Below are 18,373 nucleotides of genomic sequence, written 5' to 3'. Positions count from 1 at the left end.
CGGGGTGAGCCGGTCAGTCGGCGTGTTGCTCGACGAGCCGGGGTGGCGGGTCTCCATGCGGGATCGGGGGCCCGACCGCGGTGAGGCTTCCTGGTGCGCGCCCCTTGCCCCAGCCGAGCCGCTCCCGGTAGCTGCCGATCAGCCCGAGCGGCAACGATTCTCGGGTGCCGAGTGGGGACGACTCCGGGCTGACGTAGAGAGCGTCGGTGGGGCAGTACGCCTCGCACATGAAGCAGGTCTGGCAGTCGGACTGCCGTGCGATGACCGGTACGCCGTCGAGTCCGGTGTCGAAGACGTTGGTGGGACAGGCATTCACGCATTTGTCGCAGGCGATACACGCCGACGCGACGACGAGCTCGATCACGCGGGAATCCTGACGGCGAGCCGAGGGGCCGGGTCTGGCCGGCGGACAGCCGATCCGGGTGCGGCGACCCAGACATCGCCGAGTCCGCCGGTGCGGACGTGATCGCCCAGTGCCGGGTCGAGCTCGGGGTGGTCGGCGCGCTTGCTCATCCCGCGGGATTCGGTGCGGGCGAGTGCGGATCGGTAGATCCACCGTCCGACCGCGGTGATCGCAGCCGCCTCCCGCGCGCGGACGCGCCCCGCCGGTGTGCGGGCGCCGTAGGCCGGGCCGGAGACCTCATCCCACAGCGAGTCCAGGGCGTTCAGCGCCGGACCCATACGGTCGCCGTGACGCAGGTAGTTCTTCTCGAAGGGGATCAGTTCGCCCTGTGCGGCGGTCACCACCTCGTCGGGTGTGATCCCGCTCCGGGCGGAGTCCAATCCGACGGTGCCGGCGCCCGAGAGCCGATCGAGTGGGGATGCCCCGCCCGCGTCGCGGGCCGCTCGTGCCGCGGCAGCGCCTGCGAAACCGCCCGACGACATCGCCCAGGCGGAGTTGTGACTGCCGCCGCCGGTGAAGCCACCGCAGATCCGCTCGCGGGTGGCGGCGTCGCCGGCCGCGTAGAGACCCGGGACGCCGGTCCAGCAGTCCGCGTCGACGATGTCGATGCCACCGGTTCCGCGAACGGTGCCCTCGGCGAGGAGATCGACCTCGAACCGGTCGGTGAACGGGTTGATGCCCCGGCGGTCGAACTGGAGGAAGAAGTTGGGTTGACCCTGGCGCATCTGTGCCGCCACCCGCTCATCGGCCCGGTCCAGCTGTGCGTAGACCTTCTCCTGCAGCAGAGTCCGTGCGATCACCGACCGCCCCTTCGTCGATCCCGCACCCTCGACGATGCGTCCGTCGGCGTGGAAGAAGGTGGCGTAGCCGTAGTACGCGGTCTTGGTCACCGTGGAGCCCTTCGGCACGATCGCGTACGCGTTGGCGAACTCCATCCCGGAGAACGAGGCACCCACCTCCGCCGCCATCAGTGCGCCGTCGCCGGTGTCGACGTTGCTGCCCAGTGCCTTGGACAGGAACGCACATCCGCCCGTCGCCACGACGACCGCGCCGGCCGAGATCCGGAAGTCCTGGCCGGTCTGCCGCTGGTGTCCGGCGGCGCCCCGCACGGCGCCCTCGCTGTCGGTGAGGAGTTCCAGGACGGGGGAGTGATCGAGGATCTGTACTCCGCGGCGTCGGACCCACGCGCGCATGCAACGCATGTACTCCGGGCCCTGGACACCGGTGCGGATGGGCTCCCCGGTGTGCTCGTCGATCGGGAACGGGTAGCGACCCTCGGTGCCCAGCCGGTGCATGTTCGCGTAGGTCCTGTCGAGAACCCGGTCCATCCAGGCGTGGTCCGCGAGATACCCGCCGAGGGCTTCGCGACTCGCCTTCGCCGCCGAGCGCTTGTCCGGGTCGGGGGCGACGTACCAGACCCCGGTCCCGGCAGGGGCCGTCGTACCCGACGCACCGCAGTAACCCTTGTCCACGATGATCACCTCGGCTCCGGCGTCGCGAGCGTGGATGGCGGCCCAGGTCGCGGCGGGACCACCGCCGATCACCAGCACGTCCGTGGACAGGGTCAGTACGTCAGACATGGGTGAACTCCCGGGGTGTCGTTGTCGGTGTCGTTGTGGGGCCGGTGGATTCGCGGTCGGTTCCGCCGACGCCGAGCCCGGCGAGCAGTTGCGAACGGAGGGCGACGAATTCGGGATCGGTGACCTGGCGTGGGCGAGGTAGATCCACGACGATCTCCTGTGCGATCCGGCCGGCCCGCAGGATCAGCGCGCGATCCGCGAGCAGAAGGGCTTCCTCGACGTCGTGCGTCACCAGCAGTGTTGCCGGACGGTGCGCTTCCCACAACCGGGCCACCAGGCGTTGGGCGTTGATCCGGGTCAGGGCGTCGAGCGCGCCGAACGGTTCGTCGAGCAACAGCAGGTCGGGCTCCCGGACGAGTGCGCGTGCCAGCGCGGTGCGCTGGGCCTCGCCACCCGAGAGCGTGGACGGCCAGGCGTCGGACTTGGCCGCCAGCCCCACCTCGTCGAGTGCGCGGAGAGCGCGGGCCTCGGTGTCACCGCCGCGCAGCCCGAGTGCGACGTTGCGCCACACCGACATCCAGGGCATGAGTCGGTGCTCCTGGAACACGATGGCCTTGGCCGAGGGTGCCTCGATCGTGCCGGTGAAACCGCGGTCGAGCCCGCCGATCCCCCGGAGCAGGGTGCTCTTCCCGGAACCACTCGCTCCGAGCAGCGCGACGAACTCGCCCCGGGCGATGGTCAGATCCACGCGGTCGAGAACCCGCCGGCCGTCGAACTCGCGCCCGGCGCCGAGGACGCGGACACCGTCGATTCGATCTGCGGACATTCCACTCACCTACCTTCGAATCCGTTGCGCCACGACAGGAACCGACGCTCGAGTATTCGCACGCCGATGTCGGTGAGCAGTCCGAGTACCGCGTAGATCACCAGGACCAGGAAGATCTGATCGGTGCGTAGGTACTCCTTGGCGTCGTTCATCAGGAAGCCCAGACCGACCGGGGTGGTCTGCATCTCCGCGACGACCAGGACGAGCCAACCGATGCCCAGCGCCTGTCGTAGCCCGACGAAGATCTGCGGTAGTGCGCCCGGCAGGACCACGTATCGCACGAGTTCGAAACGCGTCAGCTCCAGCGATTCGGCGGCTTCGATGAGCTTCTGGTCCACGCCCCGGATGCCGGCGAGGAAGTTGAGATAGATGGGGAAGATCGGGGCGACGATGATCAGGGCGATCTTGAACGAGTCGCCGATCCCGAACCAGATGATGAAGACCGGGACGAGGGCCACGGCGGGCATCATCCGCAGCACCTGGACCGGTGCGTTGACCAGGTCTTCGGCGACCTTGAAGAGGCCGGCGGCCGCGCCGAGCACCGCGCCGATGGCGATCCCGATCGCCAGTCCGATCGCGACGCGCCGCCCCGACGCGGCCAGATGGGTCCAGAGTTCACCGGTGCTGATCAGTTCCCAGCCCGCCTCGACCACCTCGGTGGGTGCGGGGGTGGTCGCGCCGAGCCATCCCCGCGCGCCGACCTGCCAGATGACGACGACCAGGATCAGGCCGATGGACTGACGGAGCGTGCGTGTGGCGGCGTGACGGGAGAGCCGTCGCCGACGTACTCGGGCCGCCGGGCCGTCGGACGGCACGTCGACGGGCCCGGCCGCGGACGGGGCGGGGGCGACACCGACCGGTGTCGTGAGTTCTAGAGTCATCGAAATCCGCCTGGGAGAGGGCTGGCAGGACTTCTGGGACGCTACTGAGAACTCGACTCCACCGGCACCGTTGGAGTCATGGTGATTTTCAAACCGCCGCGCGCCGAGACGAATCGGCGGACGGTCAGTTCGGGATCAGGTCCGGATTGGCGTCGGCGAGCAGCTCGTCACGGTCCTCGGCGAGGACGAATCCGCCCGCGATGGCGGCGTCGGCGGCGTTCCGGTAGTGCTTCTCGTATTCGTCGCGCGTTCCGTACCGGGCCGCCAACGCGTCGGCGGGGACAGGGAATGTCGTGCCGAACAGCAGGCAGATGCGGGAGACGGGGTCGGCGACGATCCCGCTGAGGACCTGGGTCGGTGCGTCGACGCACGGCGTCCGGACCCCGCCCCGGACGTTGCCGATGTCGTCCAGCTCGAACACGGGGTCGGCGCCGTCGATGTCCCGGAGGGCCAGCGGGTCGGCTGCCGGCGGCGGATCGCCACCGTCGGCCCAGGATCGCAGGTGCCGCAACGCAGCCCGCAGGACGAAACGCTGCTGACCCCGGTTGACGGGGTCGGGGCAGCCGAGGAACTCCTCGAAGTCGCCGACCTGGTGCAGGTCGGCGTGGGACGTGCCCGCCATTTCCCACACGCGTAACCGGTCGGAATCCGGTTGCCGCGCAGTGTGATAACGGAAGTTGGTCAGGACGTCGGTCTCGGTCTGCACCACGAACACCGGTGCGTCGAGGTCGGTGCGGATCGTGGTGGGCTCGCGCCCGAAGACGGTCGCCACGTCGATGCCCGAACCGACCTCGCCTGCGGGCAACCCGGCGGCCGCGCGGCTGTGGATGAGGTATCCGTCGAACGGCGCCGCATCCGGGCCGATGGCGTTCACGTAGGTCGTCAGGGCCATCGCCGACTGTGATTCGCCGATCGCGAGCACGGTGGCGACCGTCAGGCCCGCGAGGGGATGGTCGGCCCCAGCGGTGTCCCGGGCGGCCCGTCCGATCGAGCTGAAGATGTCGTAACAGTACGCATCACCAGGATGGTGGAGTCCGGCATACCGTTCCGGGTCCTTGGCGGCGAGACTCTGCGGCGCACCGGTCGCGACGCCGACCGAGCCCGTGCCGCCCTCCACTCCGACGAACTGGGCCGAGACCCCGATCCAGGCGTGCCCGGAACGGACCAGTTCAGCAGCCACATAGGAGTATTCGGGGGCGGCGTCGGCGCCACTGCTGACGTTCAGCCACTCGACGACAACGCAGCCGCTGAACGTCGCGGGCTCCGCTGGGCGTCGGACGACGACCCGGGTCGTGAACTCGGCGGCGGGCGCGGGCGGGTCCCCGACGATCTTCTCGGCCACCCCCGACGCCGCGTACTCGATGTCGGTGTATCCGGCCGCGGCGAGGTCGGGGAGGGGAGAGGCGCTGAGCAACGAACACCCGTCGCCGCCCTGTAGGACTCGAAACCGCATGGGTCGACTCACTTCTTCTTCCGGTGCTGCTTGATCACCTCACCGAACATGAAGTGCATCTTGGTGCCCTGCGGCCAGCCTACGTAGTAGCAGAGGAAGAGGCTGATCTCCTCAAGCTGCTCCGGGGTGAGCTCTCCGTTCCCGAGTGCGGCACCGGCCTGGATCTCGGCGACGTCGATGTTGTTGCTCGCGGCGAGCGCGCCGAGCAGGAGCAGCCGACGATCACGGTTGGACAGACCGTCTCGCGCCCACACATTGCCGAACACCTGGTCGGCGGTGTGTGCGAAGTAGTCGCCCGGGCCGTCGCTCACCTCCCAGCCGTAGACCTCTGACATCTTGGCGAGGCCGCGCTTGCGTGCCTCGTCGGGTGCGTCGTCGGAGATGTTGGAACGGGTCATGCTGGTTCTCCTTCGAGGTGGGGGACACCGAGCCCGGTGGCCAGGTTCCGCAACGCGAGCTGCCCGAGGGGCAGGTCGACGCCGAGTTCCTCACCGAGTGCGAGTGCGAGCGTCAGGTCCTTCTCGCCCAGGGTACGGACGCCGGCGAGGATTCCGTACCAGGGATCGTCGCGCTCGACGGGAGCGGTGGTGTCGCGCAACATGATCGCCCCGGCCCCACCGGTCACGGCGTCGGAGTGCCGGACCACCTTGCCGAGCTTGGTGATGTCGATGCCGGCGGCCTCGGCCAGTCGCGCGGCCTCGGTGGTCGCGGTGAACGAGATGAAGTGGAGGAGGTTGCGCGCCAGCTTCATCCGGGTACCCGCGCCGACCTCGGGCCCCGCGTGGACCAGCATGTCGGCGGTGAGCGCGAACGGTTCCTTCAGCTTCTCGTACGCGTCCCGCGGTCCACCGACCATGATCGCGAGGCGGCCCGACGCCGCACCCATCGCACCACCGGAGATCGGTGCGTCGAGCAGAGTCACCTCGCGCGCCGCGCACAGATCCGCCAGTTCGACGGCGGTCTCCGGCGCGATGGTCGAGTGGACGGTGATGACGGTGCCCGGGCGAGCTGCCGACAGCAGGCCGTCCGGACCCGCGACCACGGTTCGGACCTGCGCGTCGTCGAGCACGCAGATGCCGATGATGTCGGCCGACGCGGCGAGATCGGCGAGCGATTCCGCAGCGGTGGCGCCCTTCTCCACGACCTTCGCGACGGCGTCGGACGACAGGTCGAACACCGTCAGCCCACCCGCCCAGGCGGCCAGGCTCCCGGCCATCGGCCCACCGATGTTGCCGAGTCCGACATACCCCAGACGGATGGGGGACGACTCGCTCATGAGCGGATGACCTGGCCGCCGTCGACGTTGAAGATCTGCCCGGTGATCCACCCGGCCTCGTCGGACAGCAGGAACAGGCACATTCCGACGAGATCCTCGGGAGTGCCGAAACGCTTCAGCGGCAGCCGGTTCACGATGTCGGCGACCATCTCCTTGGGCGTCGTGCTCCGGGTTGCCTCGGTGTCGATGGGCCCCGGGGCGATCGCATTGACGCGGATGTTCTGCCCGCCGAGTTCGGTGGCGAGCTGCTGGGTCAGGCCGTTGACGCCGACCTTGGCCAGCCCGTAGAAGCCGCTGTACAGCCATGCGGCGGTCGAGGACTGGTTGACGATGGCGCCACCGCCGTTGGTCATGTGCGGGTAGACCGCCCGGGTCACGTTGAGTGCACCGTCGAGGTTCACGCTCATGAACTTCTTGTAATAGTCCCAGGGCACGGTGATGAGGAAGTCGAGTTTCATCCCGCCGTAGATCGCGGCGTTGTTCACCAGACCGTCGATCGAACCGTAGGCGTCGACGGTGGCGGCGGCGAGCGCCTTCGCCGAATCCTCGTCCGCGACATCGGTGCTGACGTACAGTCCGCCGATGTCGGCCGCGACCTGCTTGCCCTTCTCGTCGGCGAGGTCGGCGACCACGACGTTCGCGCCCTCCGCGGCGAGGGCACGCGCATAGGCCTCGCCGATCCCGCCGGCGGCGCCGGTGACGATGATGGTCTTGTTCTCGAAACGCTTGGAACTCATTGTCCTGCTTTCTGTGTGGTGTCGTGTGGGCTTCGGGTGGTCTTCGGGTGGACCCTTCGTGACGGCCCTCCGCAAGCTCCGGGCCTCCTCAGGGGGCGGGGTGGGTGACGGCCCTCCGCAAGCTCCGGGCCTCCTCAGTGGGCGGGGTGGGTGACGGCCCTCCGCCAGCTCCGGGCCTCCTCAGGGGGCGGGGTGGGTGACGGCCCTCCGCAAGCTCCGGGCCTCCTCAGGGGGCGTTCTCTGCTCCCTGAGGTGCGAGGAGCGATAGCGCGAGGCTTCTGCTCCCTGAGGTGCGAGGTGCGAGGAGCGATAGCGACGAGCCTCGAAGGGTCACGCCGGGCGGGCGACGGCCTTGGTCTCCAGGTACTCCTCGAAACCGGCGACACCCATCTCGCGGCCGATGCCCGACTGTTTGAAACCGCCGAACGGGACGTCGGCGGAATACCAGATGCCGCCGTTGACGCCCATCGTCCCGGTGCGAACTCCGTTGACGACCTTGTCGATCCGGTCCTCATCGGTCCCGTAGACCATGCCCGACAACCCGTACGGCGAGTCGTTGGCGATGCGGATCGCGTCGTCGTCGCCGTCGTGGGGGATGATCACGAGCACCGGGCCGAAGATCTCCTCCTGCGCCACCCGCGCCGAGTTGTCCAGACCCGAGATCAGGGTCGGTTCGACGAAGAAACCGGCGGGCCTGTCGGCGGGACGGCCGCCACCGATCTCGATGGTGCCGCCCTCACTGGTGGCGAGTTCGATGTAGGACTCGATGCGCTGGCGCTGCCGGGCCGAGATGACCGGTCCGCAGATGGTGCCGCCGTCGGTCGGGTCCCCGGCGGGCAGGCCCGCCATCGCGTCGCGGGTGGCGGCGATCGCCTCGTCGAGGCTGCCGCGCGGCACCACGAGACGCGTCGTGATCGCGCACCCCTGGCCGGCATGGGTGACGACGTTGAACGCGGCCATGGCGCAGGCGGATCCGATGTCGGCGTCGTCGAGGACGATGAAGGCCGACTTGCCGCCCAGCTCCAGGAACACCTTCTTCAGCGACTCGGAGGCGGCCGCCATCACCTTCTTGCCCGTCGCCGTGGAGCCGGTGAACGAGACCAGGTCGACGCGAGGGTCGGTGCTGAGCTGGGCGCCGAGCTGATGGTCGGTCGAGGTGACGATGTTGAGGACGCCCGGCGGGAAGTCCGTCTCCTCGGCGACCACCTTGCCGACGAGCGCCGCACACCACGGGGTGTCGGGCGCGGGCTTGAGCACCACCGTGCACCCGGCGGCGAGGGCGGGTCCGATCTTGGCGAAATTGATCTGGTGCGGGAAGTTCCACGGGGTGATCGCGCCGACGACGCCGACCGCCTCCGAGCGCAGCTCACGGTGGTTCTTCAAGCCCATCGGTTTCGCGGTGCCGAGGTCGCGAGTCCACTCGTAACTCTCGGCGAGGTCGGCGAAGTAGCCGAGATCGGTGACCGGTCCCTCGAACTGCGGGCCGTGGGTGAGGAACGACGGGCACCCGACCTCGGCGATGGTGAGCTCTCGGAACTCGTCGCCGTGGGCGAGCAGTGCGTCGCGCAGCTGACGCAGGCAGCGAGCGCGGAAGGCGTGATCGCGCGACCAGTCGGTGGTGTCGAAGGCGGTGCGAGCGGCGGCGATGGCGGCATCCATGTCGGCCGCGGTGGCGTCGGCCGCCTGCCCGATGACCTCCTCGGTCGCGGGATTGACGACGTCGAAGACGCCACCGCTCCCGGGGGTGAGCTTGCCGTCGATCAACAGATCCGACGCGGATTCGGGGCGAAGAGGCATGAGCTGGAACTCCATCTGGACAGGTGTCTGGACTCGCGTTCAAACCTAGTGTAGCGTTGCTCACATGTCCAGCCCCGTGTCTCAGGAATCCACCCGCCGCAGGCTGACCCAGCAGCAGGCGGAGACGGTCACACGCCTCACCGATGCCGCGGTCGACGTGCTGAACGCCGAGGGTTTCGACGGTCTGACCGTGCGGTCGGTGGCCAAGATCGCCGGGGTCGCGCCGGCTACCGCCTACACCTACTTCTCGTCGAAGAGTCACCTCGTCGCCGAGGTGTTCTGGCGTCGCCTCTCGGCCGGGGTGCTCGAACCGGATCCCGGTGCACCGCGGAGTGAGCGCGTCGCGCAGGTGCTCCGCGAGGTCGCCCTGGTCGTGGCCGGCGAGGGGCAGCTGGGTGGTGCGGTCACGGTGGCCCTGCTGGGCAGTGACCCTGACGTCGAACACCTGCGCGTGCGGATCGGCGCATTCATCCGGCGTCGTCTCGCCGCCGCCCTCGAAGAGGACCCGGAAAACCCGGGCCCGCTGCTCGACGCCCTGGAGATGATCTACTCCGGCGGCCTGGTCTATGCCGGTATGGGGCACATGACCTACGAGCAGACCTCCGAACGTCTTGTCGCAGCCGCACATCTACTGATGGAGAAGTGATGACCGAAACGACGGCGGTGTCGGGGATGGAGCACGAGCTCCCCTTCGACCCGTATGCCTATGATTTCCACGAGGATCCCTACCCGACCTATTCCCGTCTCCGCGCGGAGGCGCCGGTCTACTACCACGGCGGGATGAACTTCTGGGCGCTCGCCGGACACGCCGACGTCCGTGCCGCATTCCGTGACACACAACGACTCTCGAACAGCTGGGGCGTGTCGATGGACCCGTCGGCGTACGGTCCCGACGCGCACAAGTCGATGTCGTTCCTCGCCATGGACGACCCCAAGCACATGCGTATCCGCAAACTGGTCTCCAAGGGCTTCACGCCTCGCCGCGTCAACGAACTCACCGGCAGGATCACCGCCCTCACCCATCAGCATTGGAGCAGATGTCTCGACAAGGGCGAGTTCGACTTCGTGCACGACTTCGCCGCCCTGCTCCCGATGGACGTCGTGTCCGAACTGCTGGGAGTGCCCGAAGCCGATCGCACCCGGCTGCGCCACCAGTCCGACCTGCTGTTGCATCGCGAGGACGGCGACCTCGACCTTCCCGAGGCGGCGGTGTACGCGTACATCGAACTGCACAAGTACTATTCGGAGCTCATCGCCGATCGTCGCAAGAACCCCGGCGAGGATCTGGTCTCGGCCCTCATCGCGGCCGAGATCGACGACGACGAGACCGGTGAGAAGACGAAGCTCACCGAGGACGAGATCGTCGGGTTCATGGTTCTGATGGTGGTGGCGGGCAACGAGACCACCACCAAACTGCTTGCCAACGCCCTGTATTGGGGCTGGCGCAATCCGGACGAGCTCGCCAAGGTCTTCGCCGACCCGGAAGTCGTCGTCCCGGACTGGACCGAGGAGACGCTGCGCTACGACAACTCGACGCAGATCGTCGTGCGGCGGGTGATCGAGGATGCCCCTTATGGCGACTTCGTGATCCCGGCGGGCGAGCGCGTACTCCTGCTCGTCGGTTCGGCGAACCGCGACGTCGAGGTGTTCGGCGCCGACGCCGACCGGTACGAGATCGGCCGCGACTGCGCCCAGTCCCTGATGAGTTTCGGCCTGGGCGCCCACTTCTGCCTCGGGGCGCACCTCGCGCGCCTCGAGGCCAACATCGGCCTGACCGAGGTGATCAAGTCGATCCGGGCAGTGGAGGTCGATGCCGACAAGGCGGTACGGGTCCACTCGGTGAACGTGCGCGGCTTCGCCGAGCTCCCGGTGAAGGTGACGGTGCGCTGATGGCTTTCCGTCCTCATCCCGAGCGCCGACCGGTCCTCGTCGCGGGCGCGTCGTCGGGCATCGGCGCCGCCACCGCCGAATTTCTCTCCGCTGCCGGCCATCCCGTCGCGCTCGCCGCCCGCCGGGTGGAGAAGTTGCAGGAACTCGCCGACAAGATCACCGCTGCCGGTGGCGAGGCCGTCGCAGTTCCGCTCGACGTCACCGACGAGCAATCCGTGCTCGACTGCGTGGCGAAGGCCGAAGCTGCTCTCGGGCCGTTGGAGATCGTCGTCGCCGGTGCGGGCGATCTCGCAGTCGGACTATCCTATGAGACCGGTACCGACCATTTCGCGGATCAGATCAACATCCATCTCACCGGCGCCTACCGCATCTACCGCGCCGTGATCGCCGGCATGATCGACCGCACCCGAGGAGATTTCGTGTTCATCGGCTCCGATGTGGCGATACATCCGCGGCCCTGGTCGTCGGCGTACGTCGCAGCCAAGTCCGGCATCGATGGGCTGGTGGCGACCATTCAGCTCGAGCTCGAGGGAACCGGTGTCCGTGCGGGAGTCGTGCGGCCCGGGCAGACACTCACCGGCATGGGGATGAACCTCGACCCGAAGACGACCGAGAACATGCTGAACGACTGGATCACACACGGTCTGGCCCGTCATGGCAACTTCCTCTCGCCCGAACACATCGCGCAGGCCGTCGCCGCCATGGTGACCATGCCTCGCGGTGCGCACATGCGGTCGGTCGAGGTGGAGGCCGAAGGCGCAGTCAGCGACAAGAAACGACAGGCAGCACAGGAGAAGGGGACGGATGGATGACCGCCATCACCGAATCAGGCCTGAAACAACCGAATCGCGTCTCGGGTGGCGAGGGCGAACACGGACATCTCGACGAACTCGCCACCGATCCGCTCGCACTGTTCTGGCGCGTGCGGGAGGAATGCGGGGACGTCGGCATGTTCCAACTCGCCGACCGTGAGGTTGTTCTCGTCTCCGGATCGGCCGCGAACGAGGAATTTTTCCGCGCCCCCGAGGAGGACCTCGACCAGGCCGCCGCCTACCCGTTCATGACACCGGTCTTCGGCGAGGGCGTCGTGTTCGACACGAGTCCAGAGGAGCGGTCCAAGGCGATCCACAACTCGGCGCTCAAGGGCGCGCACATGAAGCAGCACGCGGTGACCATCCCCAACGAGGTCGAGCGGATCATCGCCGACTGGGGGGACGAGGGCGAGATCGATCTGCTGGACTTCTTCGCCGAGCTGACCCTCTACACGTCGTCGTCGTGCCTCATCGGGCGGAAGTTCCGGGAGCGGCTCAACGGGCACATCGCCCACCTGTTCCACGATCTCGAGAAGGGCACGGACCCGATCGCCTACGTTGACTACAACGCCGACATCGAGAGCTTCCGCAAGCGCGACGAGGCCCGGGCCGAACTGGTCGAGTTCATCCAGGGCGTGATGGACGAACGGATCGCGAATCCGACCGAGGACAAGGAAGATCGCGACCTGATGGACGTCCTCGTCCAGGTCGGATTCGACGCCAACACCATCACCGGCATGTTCATCTCGATGATGTTCGCGGGCCACCACACGACGTCGGGCACCGCCGCGTGGACCCTCATCGAACTGCTGCGCAACCCCGACTACATGCAACGCGTGTACGAGGAGCTCGACGAGATCTACGGCGAGACCCCGCCCGGCGAGCGCCCGGAATACACCTTTGCGCACACCCGTCAGATGCCACAGCTCGAGAACGCGCTCAAAGAAGCGCTGCGGCTGCACCCGCCGCTCATCATCCTCATGCGCGTGGTGCAGAACGACTTTCACGTCGAGGACTTCGAGGTGAAGGCCGGGCAGTCGATCGCCGTCTCGCCGGCGATCTCCAACCGGCTGCCCGAGGACTTCCCCGAGGCGGACACCTTCGACCCCGACCGTTACGACAAACCGCGGCAGGAGGATCTGGTCAATCGCTGGACCTGGATCCCCTTCGGCGCCGGTCGTCACCGTTGCGTCGGTGCGCAATTCGCGATCATGCAACTGAAGGCCATCTTCTCGGTGCTCTTCCAGAACTACGAGTTCGAGATGTTGCAGCCGCCGGAGAGCTACCGCAACGACCACTCGAAGATGGTGGTCCAGCTGCAGCAACCCTGCCGCGTCGCCTACCGCAAGCGTCAGGACGCGTGATGCGCGTCGAGGTGGACCTGGACCTCTGCCAGGGACATGGGATGTGTGAGCTCGAGGCGCCCGAGGTCTTCGCCGCGCACACCGATCATGTGGAGATCCTCGACGCGACCCCGGACGAATCCCAGCGCGCCGAGGTCGAGGCCGGCGTGCACTACTGCCCGACTCAGGCCCTTCGGATCATCGAGGACTGAGCTCCGACCACGTCGCCCACGCAAGACCCGAACGATCGAATAAAGGTGGAACACATGTCTTTTGACCGTGCCGAACTCGACGAGATGAAGGAGCGGTGGCTCGCCGCCAACATCGAGGCCGAAAAGGCGGGGGACTGGAAGCCCCTGGCCGACTTCTACACCGAGGATGCCACCTACGGGTGGAACTACGGCCCCAACAAGGATTTCATGGCCGTCGGCCGCGAGGAGATCCGCGAGCTCGCCCTCGGACAGGAGATGGAGGGTCTGCAGGGGTGGGAGTACCCGTACCAGGCGTGGGTCATCGATGACCAGACCGGCGACATGATCGGACTGTGGAAGCAGATCTACGAGGGCACACGCGACGACGGCAGCCACTACGCCCTCGAGGGCATCCAGGGTAGCTGGTTCAAGTACGGAGGAAACTTCCAGTTCCGTTGGCAGCGTGACTTCTTCGACTACGGCAACGTCTCGGCTCTCTTCATCGAGATGATGAAGAACAACGCGATGAGTGAGCCGATGCTCAAGCGTGTGGAGAAGTCGGCGCCGGGTAATCTGCCGGGTTGGTACGACTTCGGCAAGGCCCCGGTCGCGTTCTGGTGAACTGACATGACTTCCACAGCCCCGACCTACCAAGGTCTGAGTCAGGATCAGCTCGCCGTGCTCGTACCGGAACTGCTGCTGTCGGGTCAGATGATCGACCGCAGCGGCATGGCGCATCTCATCAGCGCCTTCGGCAGGGACGTGATGGGCAAGGTCGCCATCGAGGAGTGGATGGCCGCGAGTCCGGTCTACACGCATCGCATGCGCACGGCCCTGGGTATCGACGGCGACGGTGTCGAGGACATGTTCAAGTGTCTGCAACTCGACATCGGTGCGCCACCCCAGTTCATGGACTTCCGATACCGCATCGACGACGAGTACCACGGGTCGTTCGTGCTCGATCACTGCGGCGCGCTGCTCGACGTCGAACCCCTCGGCGACGACTACGTGACCACCATGTGCCACGACATCGAGGACCCCACCTTCGATGCGACGGCGATCGCGACCAACCGGCGCGCACGAATCCGTCCGGTTCATCGCCCCCCGCGTCGACCGGTCGATCGCACGCCGCACTGTGAGTGGACGGTCACGATCGAACCGGATCGAGACGAGCTGCCGCTCCCACCGGATTCGGTCGACATGTTCGAGACGAGGGCCGGTCAACTCGTCCTGTCGGCCATCGACACCACGGAGACCGACGGCTGGGTCGACTACCGCGGCCCGCTCGTCGAGGATCTGCAGTTCGCGGAGTGGTCGACGTCGGCTCTGGTGCGGGTCGCCGAGGAGGTTGCGCTGCAACACCAGTTGCTGTCGCTGGGCTTCCTCGTCAGCCTGCGCAGGTATGCCGAGAGCGAGGCGCAGACCACCGAGATCTTCCGCAAGCAGCTGATCGGCATCGCCGGACTCGCTGCCGACCGGATTCGCGTCGCGCTCGATCTGTCCGCCGACGCCGCAGGTCTCGCCCAGGTACTGGCACTGCATCCGTGTTTCGGTCCGACCCAGTACACGGGACTCACCGCAGAGGCCGACGGGGACACGGTCACCGTCCGAATCCCCCGGGAGTCCTATGCGATGACCGACGGCGGTTGGACGTCGATACTCGATGTCGACCACGTCGAACCGTTGCAGGCGGCGGCGACCGCCGTCGATCCGTATCTCGTCGTCGCGGACGCGACCGAGGCCGACGGCGATCTCGTCGTCCGGATCACCAAGGCGGACACGCCGCAGAAGGAGTACGGTGAGGTGGCCGTCGCACGCTTCAGCGGGGGCGCGAGTTTCGAATTCGTCGACCGCGGGCGGTCGATCCCGATCACGCCGGTGGGCAGCTCGGCGTGACGTCGGGCGGCGGTTGGTCACCTGGCGGCGCGGGACTGGGGGGCCGGGTCGCCGTTGTCGCAGGCGCGACCCGCGGTATCGGACTGGCCGTCTCGTATGCGCTGGCCGGACAGGGAGTCTCGGTCGTCGTCAACGGTCGCGACGGACAGGCCGTCGACGACACCGTCGCCGAGATCCGCGGCGGCGGCGGATATGCCGTGGGCGTTCGCGGGTCCGCGGGTGACGACGGAGTGGCGCAGGCGATGGTCGAGGCGGCGCTGGCGGAGTTCGGTGCCCTCGACATCGCCATCAACTGCGCCGGCATCGCCGAACCTCCCGGTTCGACGGTGCTGACGATCGCTTCCGACGAGTTCCGCGAGCAGATCGACGCCCACCTGATGAGCGCCTTCCATCTCCTACAGGCCGCGGGGAGGGTGTTCGTCGAACAAGGATCGGGGTCGGTCGTGCTCACGGGTTCGGCGGCCTCGCTCGGAATGTTCGGTGGCAGCGGCTATCCCGCGGCGAAGGGCGGCGTCAACGCACTCGCCCTCGCCGCGGCCGCGGACCTCCGGGATCATCACGTACGCGTCAACGTGGTGATGCCGGGAGCGAAGTCGAGGTTGTCCTCCGGCGACGACTACGTCGCCCACATCGAAGGACTCCATCGTCGCGGAATCCTCGACGACCCCACGCGCGACGCGGCGCTCGATCCCGCCCCGCCCGAGTACGTCGCCCCGCTGTACGTGTTCCTGGCCAGTGACGCGGCCGAGCACATCACCGGCGAGATCTTCAGCGCTGCCGGTGGATTCATCGGCCGGTTCGAGTCGCAGCAGGCGAGTTTCGTCGCTTACCGCGACCACAAGGGCACCTCGCCCTACAGCCTTGACGAACTCGCCGGCATCCTGGCCGGGCCTTCCGGTCCCTGAGATCGATCGCGTTCGTCCTCCCTGAGAAGCGTGCGGAGCTTGCGGAGGGCCACCCCTCTGCTCCCTGAGGTGCGAGCGAAGCGAGCCACGAAGGGCTCGCAAGGTGCCCCACCAGGCCCTTCGTGGCTCGTCGCTATCGCTCCTCGCACCTCAGGGACCAGTGCTTTTGCGGTTCTTGGGGATTGGGGAGCAGGGCGGGTTGACTCGCCCGCTGACCGAGCTCGTCGAGGTCACCAAGTGGCTTCGACTCGGCGCCTCGACCTCGACGCGCTCCTTCGTCGCTTGCTCGGCCCGGCGGCTTCGCTCGGTGCCGGCTCAACCAGCGAGGTGGTTGTGTCGGCTCAACCAGCGCGGCGGACGGCGCGTCGTTCGAGCCAGAAGCGGGCACCGTCGGCGATGGCCTCGGTCACCGGGCGTGGATGCCATCCGAGGTCGCGTTCGGCCTTGCCGTGGTCCATCTCGGACATGAAGTGCATCAACCGGACCGAGGGGATCGTCAACTGCACCGGCTTGCGCGTCAGCGTCGCTCGGGCGGAACCCACCGCCCCGAAGGTGTACAGCGCAGCGCGGTTGAGAACGACGCGCGGGGGCTGACGACCGGCGGTCGCGGCGGCGATGGCCACGATCTCACCGGTGTCGATGGACCGCTCGGAGACGATGTAGCGTTCGCCGACCTCGCCGCGGTCCGCCGCGAGGAGCAGCGCCTGCGCGGCGTCGTCGATGCCGACCGACTCGGCGCGACAGCCGCGGACGGTGAACGGTAACTTGCCCAGCGCCGCACCGGCAACGAATGCGCCGTGGGGAGTTGGTTGCCAGTCGCCGGGTCCGTAGGTGTTGGCGACGCACATCGCGAGGGCGGGTACCGCGTCGTCCTGCGCTCGACGCAGCACCAGGTCCTCGGCGGCCACGCGACTGCGCACATAGGCGGGAGCCCGCGCGGCCCAGTTGAACACATCGTCCTCCGTCGCCCGACGGCCGTTCACCCGCCCGATGGTCGCCGCGGTGCTGGTGAACACGAACTTCCGCAGTGGCATCCGGGCTGCGACGTCGAGCACCGAACGCAGGGCCTCGACGTTCGTCCGGTACAGCGGTGCCGGATCGCGCAACCACGCGCGCGTGTCGACCGCGCAGTGGAACACCACGTCGCAACCGGTCATCGCCCGCGCGACGGCGTCGGCGTCGAAGAGATCGCCCGTCACGTGATCGACGCCGAGACCGGCCAGGGTCCGGAGGTCACTCGTGGGCCGGGTGAACACCCGCACCTCCGCGCCCGCGTCCACGAGCTGCCGAACGAGATGAGAACCGAGAAACCCGTTGCCCCCGATGACCAGTGACGGCACGGTTCACAGCCCTCCGGGTGCGAGATCGTCGATCGCGGCTGCGCTGCGGGACAGCATCGCATCGAACATCGCATTGCCGCGCTCGGTGGGTTGTGCAGCAGCGGAGCCGAACACGATGATCAGCGGTGCCTGGATCAGGTTGCCGACGTAGTCGTCCCAGCAGTCGTCGAGCGTGTAGTCGCCGACGCCCGCGGTGACCAGCGCCCGATGGTACGAGGCGACGATGCCGCGCTCGTGCCGGCGCCGGTCGGCGGTGGTCAGACTGGTACTCAGCAGGAAGGCGATGTCGCGCAGCGGGTTACCGGTGGTGATGGTCTGCCAGTCGATCACCGTGACCTCACCGGACGGGCCGAACAGGACGTTGTCGACCCGGAGGTCGCCGTGGATCAGGGTGGCATTGTCCAGCGGGGCGACCAGCCACTGGCCGGCCTCACGGACGAGCCAATCGACCGCTGCCGATGACGGACCGATAGGGGAGAAGCGCTCGCGATAGACCTCGGCCATCGGAGCGAGGATCGACTCCATCACTTCCCGGTCGGCGTCGGTGGGCAACGGCATCTCGGCCAGCAGGGTCGTATCGTTCCACCGGGGAGCGTGCAGACCGGCAGTCGCCACGGCTACCGCCTCGGCCTGCGCGGGTGTGCAGCCGGCGATCTGATCGCCCTGCACGGCCGCGCACATGTCCTCCAGCAGGAGTACGAACTCGGTGCCGCGGTCGGAGATGGTCGCGGCGAAGCAGTCTGGCATCGGCACCGTGAACGACCCGGCGAGGTCGCGGTAGAAGCGCACCTCGTTGCGGAACACCCCCGATCCGAACTCGCGCTGGTCCGGTGAGCCGGTCGCGAGCTTCGCGATCATGGTGTCGGGCAACGTCGCTGGGCTGTCGTGCCCGAGGTGGAGGCGATAGGAACCCGCCATCTGCCCGGTTCCCACCGGTTCGGCACTGACCGACTCTACGCTGACGTCGTGACCGTGAGAGCGGAGGAATGAGGTCAACCACGTCGGGGTGAGTTCGTCTATGCAAGTCGGGATTCCGACGGTGTCCGGCACGGGCACGCCCTTTCGATCGAGCTGCGCGGGCCGGGCCGATGTGACCGGGCTCA

General features: G+C 67.8%; 19 protein-coding genes. 8 read left to right on the top strand and 11 right to left on the bottom strand.

What is annotated here, in order from left to right; genetic code table 11:
• Positions 1-13 precede the first annotated feature (13 nt).
• The 9 genes from Q9R39_RS03585 to Q9R39_RS03545 all read right to left on the bottom strand — a co-directional run bounded on the left by Q9R39_RS03585 (position 14) and on the right by Q9R39_RS03545 (position 8,893).
• On the bottom strand, positions 14-364 hold the full coding sequence (locus tag Q9R39_RS03585) for a ferredoxin family protein (RefSeq protein ID WP_311277114.1): 351 nt from the start codon (positions 362-364) through the stop codon (positions 14-16).
• Positions 361-1,983 (bottom strand): FAD-binding protein, encoded by a 1,623-nt coding sequence (locus Q9R39_RS03580; RefSeq protein ID WP_311277113.1) that lies wholly within the window; start codon positions 1,981-1,983, stop codon positions 361-363. Before Q9R39_RS03580 ends, Q9R39_RS03585 begins: the two co-directional genes overlap by 4 nt.
• On the bottom strand, positions 1,976-2,749 hold the full coding sequence (locus tag Q9R39_RS03575) for an ABC transporter ATP-binding protein (protein WP_311277112.1): 774 nt from the start codon (positions 2,747-2,749) through the stop codon (positions 1,976-1,978). Before Q9R39_RS03575 ends, Q9R39_RS03580 begins: the two co-directional genes overlap by 8 nt.
• Positions 2,750-2,754: 5 nt before the next feature.
• Positions 2,755-3,630, bottom strand: a complete 876-nt coding sequence (locus Q9R39_RS03570; RefSeq protein WP_058252405.1) for an ABC transporter permease — start codon at positions 3,628-3,630, stop codon at positions 2,755-2,757.
• Between the two features lie 124 nt (positions 3,631-3,754).
• Positions 3,755-5,083: an alpha/beta hydrolase domain-containing protein gene (locus Q9R39_RS03565; protein ID WP_311277111.1), complete on the bottom strand. Its 1,329-nt coding sequence runs from the start codon at positions 5,081-5,083 to the stop codon at positions 3,755-3,757.
• A gap of 8 nt (positions 5,084-5,091) precedes the next feature.
• On the bottom strand, positions 5,092-5,481 hold the full coding sequence (locus Q9R39_RS03560; RefSeq protein ID WP_065629690.1) for a carboxymuconolactone decarboxylase family protein: 390 nt from the start codon (positions 5,479-5,481) through the stop codon (positions 5,092-5,094).
• Complete coding sequence (locus tag Q9R39_RS03555; RefSeq protein WP_058252402.1) at positions 5,478-6,359, bottom strand: NAD(P)-dependent oxidoreductase; 882 nt, start codon at positions 6,357-6,359, stop codon at positions 5,478-5,480. Before Q9R39_RS03555 ends, Q9R39_RS03560 begins: the two co-directional genes overlap by 4 nt.
• Complete coding sequence (locus tag Q9R39_RS03550; RefSeq protein ID WP_065629688.1) at positions 6,356-7,096, bottom strand: SDR family oxidoreductase; 741 nt, start codon at positions 7,094-7,096, stop codon at positions 6,356-6,358. The genes Q9R39_RS03555 and Q9R39_RS03550 overlap by 4 nt, the downstream gene beginning before the upstream one ends.
• 330 nt (positions 7,097-7,426) lie before the next feature.
• Positions 7,427-8,893: an aldehyde dehydrogenase gene (locus tag Q9R39_RS03545; protein ID WP_311277110.1), complete on the bottom strand. Its 1,467-nt coding sequence runs from the start codon at positions 8,891-8,893 to the stop codon at positions 7,427-7,429.
• Between the two features lie 64 nt (positions 8,894-8,957).
• On the opposite strand from Q9R39_RS03545, the gene Q9R39_RS03540 reads away from it, so the two are divergent.
• From Q9R39_RS03540 to Q9R39_RS03505, 8 genes are read left to right on the top strand one after another with little or no spacing between them, the layout of a single operon-like run.
• Entirely contained in the window at positions 8,958-9,539 is a 582-nt protein-coding gene (locus Q9R39_RS03540; RefSeq protein WP_033206302.1) for a TetR/AcrR family transcriptional regulator, read from the top strand.
• Positions 9,539-10,783 (top strand): cytochrome P450, encoded by a 1,245-nt coding sequence (locus tag Q9R39_RS03535; protein WP_159371372.1) that lies wholly within the window; start codon positions 9,539-9,541, stop codon positions 10,781-10,783. Before Q9R39_RS03540 ends, Q9R39_RS03535 begins: the two co-directional genes overlap by 1 nt.
• On the top strand, positions 10,783-11,595 hold the full coding sequence (locus Q9R39_RS03530; protein ID WP_065629686.1) for an SDR family oxidoreductase: 813 nt from the start codon (positions 10,783-10,785) through the stop codon (positions 11,593-11,595). Before Q9R39_RS03535 ends, Q9R39_RS03530 begins: the two co-directional genes overlap by 1 nt.
• The gene (locus tag Q9R39_RS03525; protein ID WP_078114117.1) at positions 11,592-12,959 is read left to right on the top strand and encodes a cytochrome P450; all 1,368 of its coding nucleotides are present in this window, start codon (positions 11,592-11,594) and stop codon (positions 12,957-12,959) included. Before Q9R39_RS03530 ends, Q9R39_RS03525 begins: the two co-directional genes overlap by 4 nt.
• A complete protein-coding gene (locus Q9R39_RS03520) occupies positions 12,959-13,150 on the top strand; it encodes a ferredoxin (protein ID WP_058252397.1) in 192 nt (63 codons plus the stop codon). Before Q9R39_RS03525 ends, Q9R39_RS03520 begins: the two co-directional genes overlap by 1 nt.
• A 54-nt stretch (positions 13,151-13,204) precedes the next feature.
• Positions 13,205-13,750, top strand: coding sequence for a hypothetical protein (locus Q9R39_RS03515; RefSeq protein WP_078114131.1), 546 nt, complete (start codon positions 13,205-13,207; stop codon positions 13,748-13,750).
• 6 nt (positions 13,751-13,756) lie between these two features.
• A complete protein-coding gene (locus tag Q9R39_RS03510) occupies positions 13,757-15,025 on the top strand; it encodes a hypothetical protein (protein ID WP_058252395.1) in 1,269 nt (422 codons plus the stop codon).
• Positions 15,022-15,930 (top strand): SDR family NAD(P)-dependent oxidoreductase, encoded by a 909-nt coding sequence (locus Q9R39_RS03505; RefSeq protein ID WP_058252394.1) that lies wholly within the window; start codon positions 15,022-15,024, stop codon positions 15,928-15,930. Before Q9R39_RS03510 ends, Q9R39_RS03505 begins: the two co-directional genes overlap by 4 nt.
• 341 nt (positions 15,931-16,271) lie before the next feature.
• Here Q9R39_RS03505 and Q9R39_RS03500 read toward each other — a convergent pair whose 3' ends face one another.
• Both Q9R39_RS03500 and Q9R39_RS03495 read right to left on the bottom strand, forming a co-directional pair.
• On the bottom strand, positions 16,272-17,270 hold the full coding sequence (locus Q9R39_RS03500; protein WP_159371369.1) for an NAD-dependent epimerase/dehydratase family protein: 999 nt from the start codon (positions 17,268-17,270) through the stop codon (positions 16,272-16,274).
• A 3-nt stretch (positions 17,271-17,273) separates the two neighbouring features.
• Positions 17,274-18,326, bottom strand: a complete 1,053-nt coding sequence (locus tag Q9R39_RS03495; protein ID WP_396275640.1) for a phosphotransferase family protein — start codon at positions 18,324-18,326, stop codon at positions 17,274-17,276.
• Between the last annotated feature and the right edge of the window lie 47 nt (positions 18,327-18,373).

Origin of the sequence: Gordonia sp. AC31 (assembly GCF_031844505.1) — a bacterium.
GTDB classification, from domain to species: Bacteria; Actinomycetota; Actinomycetes; order Mycobacteriales; family Mycobacteriaceae; genus Gordonia; species Gordonia hongkongensis.
Note: the sequence above shows the minus strand (reverse complement) of the source record. Positions and strands in the feature narration are given on the sequence as shown.

Bases quoted from the DNA above. Each gene is read 5' to 3' on its own strand.
- Q9R39_RS03580 (WP_311277113.1), bottom strand. From the start codon at position 1,983: ATGTCTGACGTACTGACCCTGTCCACGGACGTGCTGGTGATCGGCGGT.
- Q9R39_RS03575 (WP_311277112.1), bottom strand. From the start codon at position 2,749: ATGTCCGCAGATCGAATCGACGGTGTCCGCGTCCTCGGCGCCGGGCGC.
- Q9R39_RS03570 (WP_058252405.1), bottom strand. From the start codon at position 3,630: ATGACTCTAGAACTCACGACACCGGTCGGTGTCGCCCCCGCCCCGTCC.
- Q9R39_RS03565 (WP_311277111.1), bottom strand. From the start codon at position 5,083: ATGCGGTTTCGAGTCCTACAGGGCGGCGACGGGTGTTCGTTGCTCAGC.
- Q9R39_RS03560 (WP_065629690.1), bottom strand. From the start codon at position 5,481: ATGACCCGTTCCAACATCTCCGACGACGCACCCGACGAGGCACGCAAG.
- Q9R39_RS03555 (WP_058252402.1), bottom strand. From the start codon at position 6,359: ATGAGCGAGTCGTCCCCCATCCGTCTGGGGTATGTCGGACTCGGCAAC.
- Q9R39_RS03550 (WP_065629688.1), bottom strand. From the start codon at position 7,096: ATGAGTTCCAAGCGTTTCGAGAACAAGACCATCATCGTCACCGGCGCC.
- Q9R39_RS03545 (WP_311277110.1), bottom strand. From the start codon at position 8,893: ATGCCTCTTCGCCCCGAATCCGCGTCGGATCTGTTGATCGACGGCAAG.
- Q9R39_RS03540 (WP_033206302.1), top strand. From the start codon at position 8,958: ATGTCCAGCCCCGTGTCTCAGGAATCCACCCGCCGCAGGCTGACCCAG.
- Q9R39_RS03535 (WP_159371372.1), top strand. From the start codon at position 9,539: ATGACCGAAACGACGGCGGTGTCGGGGATGGAGCACGAGCTCCCCTTC.
- Q9R39_RS03530 (WP_065629686.1), top strand. From the start codon at position 10,783: ATGGCTTTCCGTCCTCATCCCGAGCGCCGACCGGTCCTCGTCGCGGGC.
- Q9R39_RS03525 (WP_078114117.1), top strand. From the start codon at position 11,592: ATGACCGCCATCACCGAATCAGGCCTGAAACAACCGAATCGCGTCTCG.
- Q9R39_RS03520 (WP_058252397.1), top strand. From the start codon at position 12,959: ATGCGCGTCGAGGTGGACCTGGACCTCTGCCAGGGACATGGGATGTGT.
- Q9R39_RS03515 (WP_078114131.1), top strand. From the start codon at position 13,205: ATGTCTTTTGACCGTGCCGAACTCGACGAGATGAAGGAGCGGTGGCTC.
- Q9R39_RS03510 (WP_058252395.1), top strand. From the start codon at position 13,757: ATGACTTCCACAGCCCCGACCTACCAAGGTCTGAGTCAGGATCAGCTC.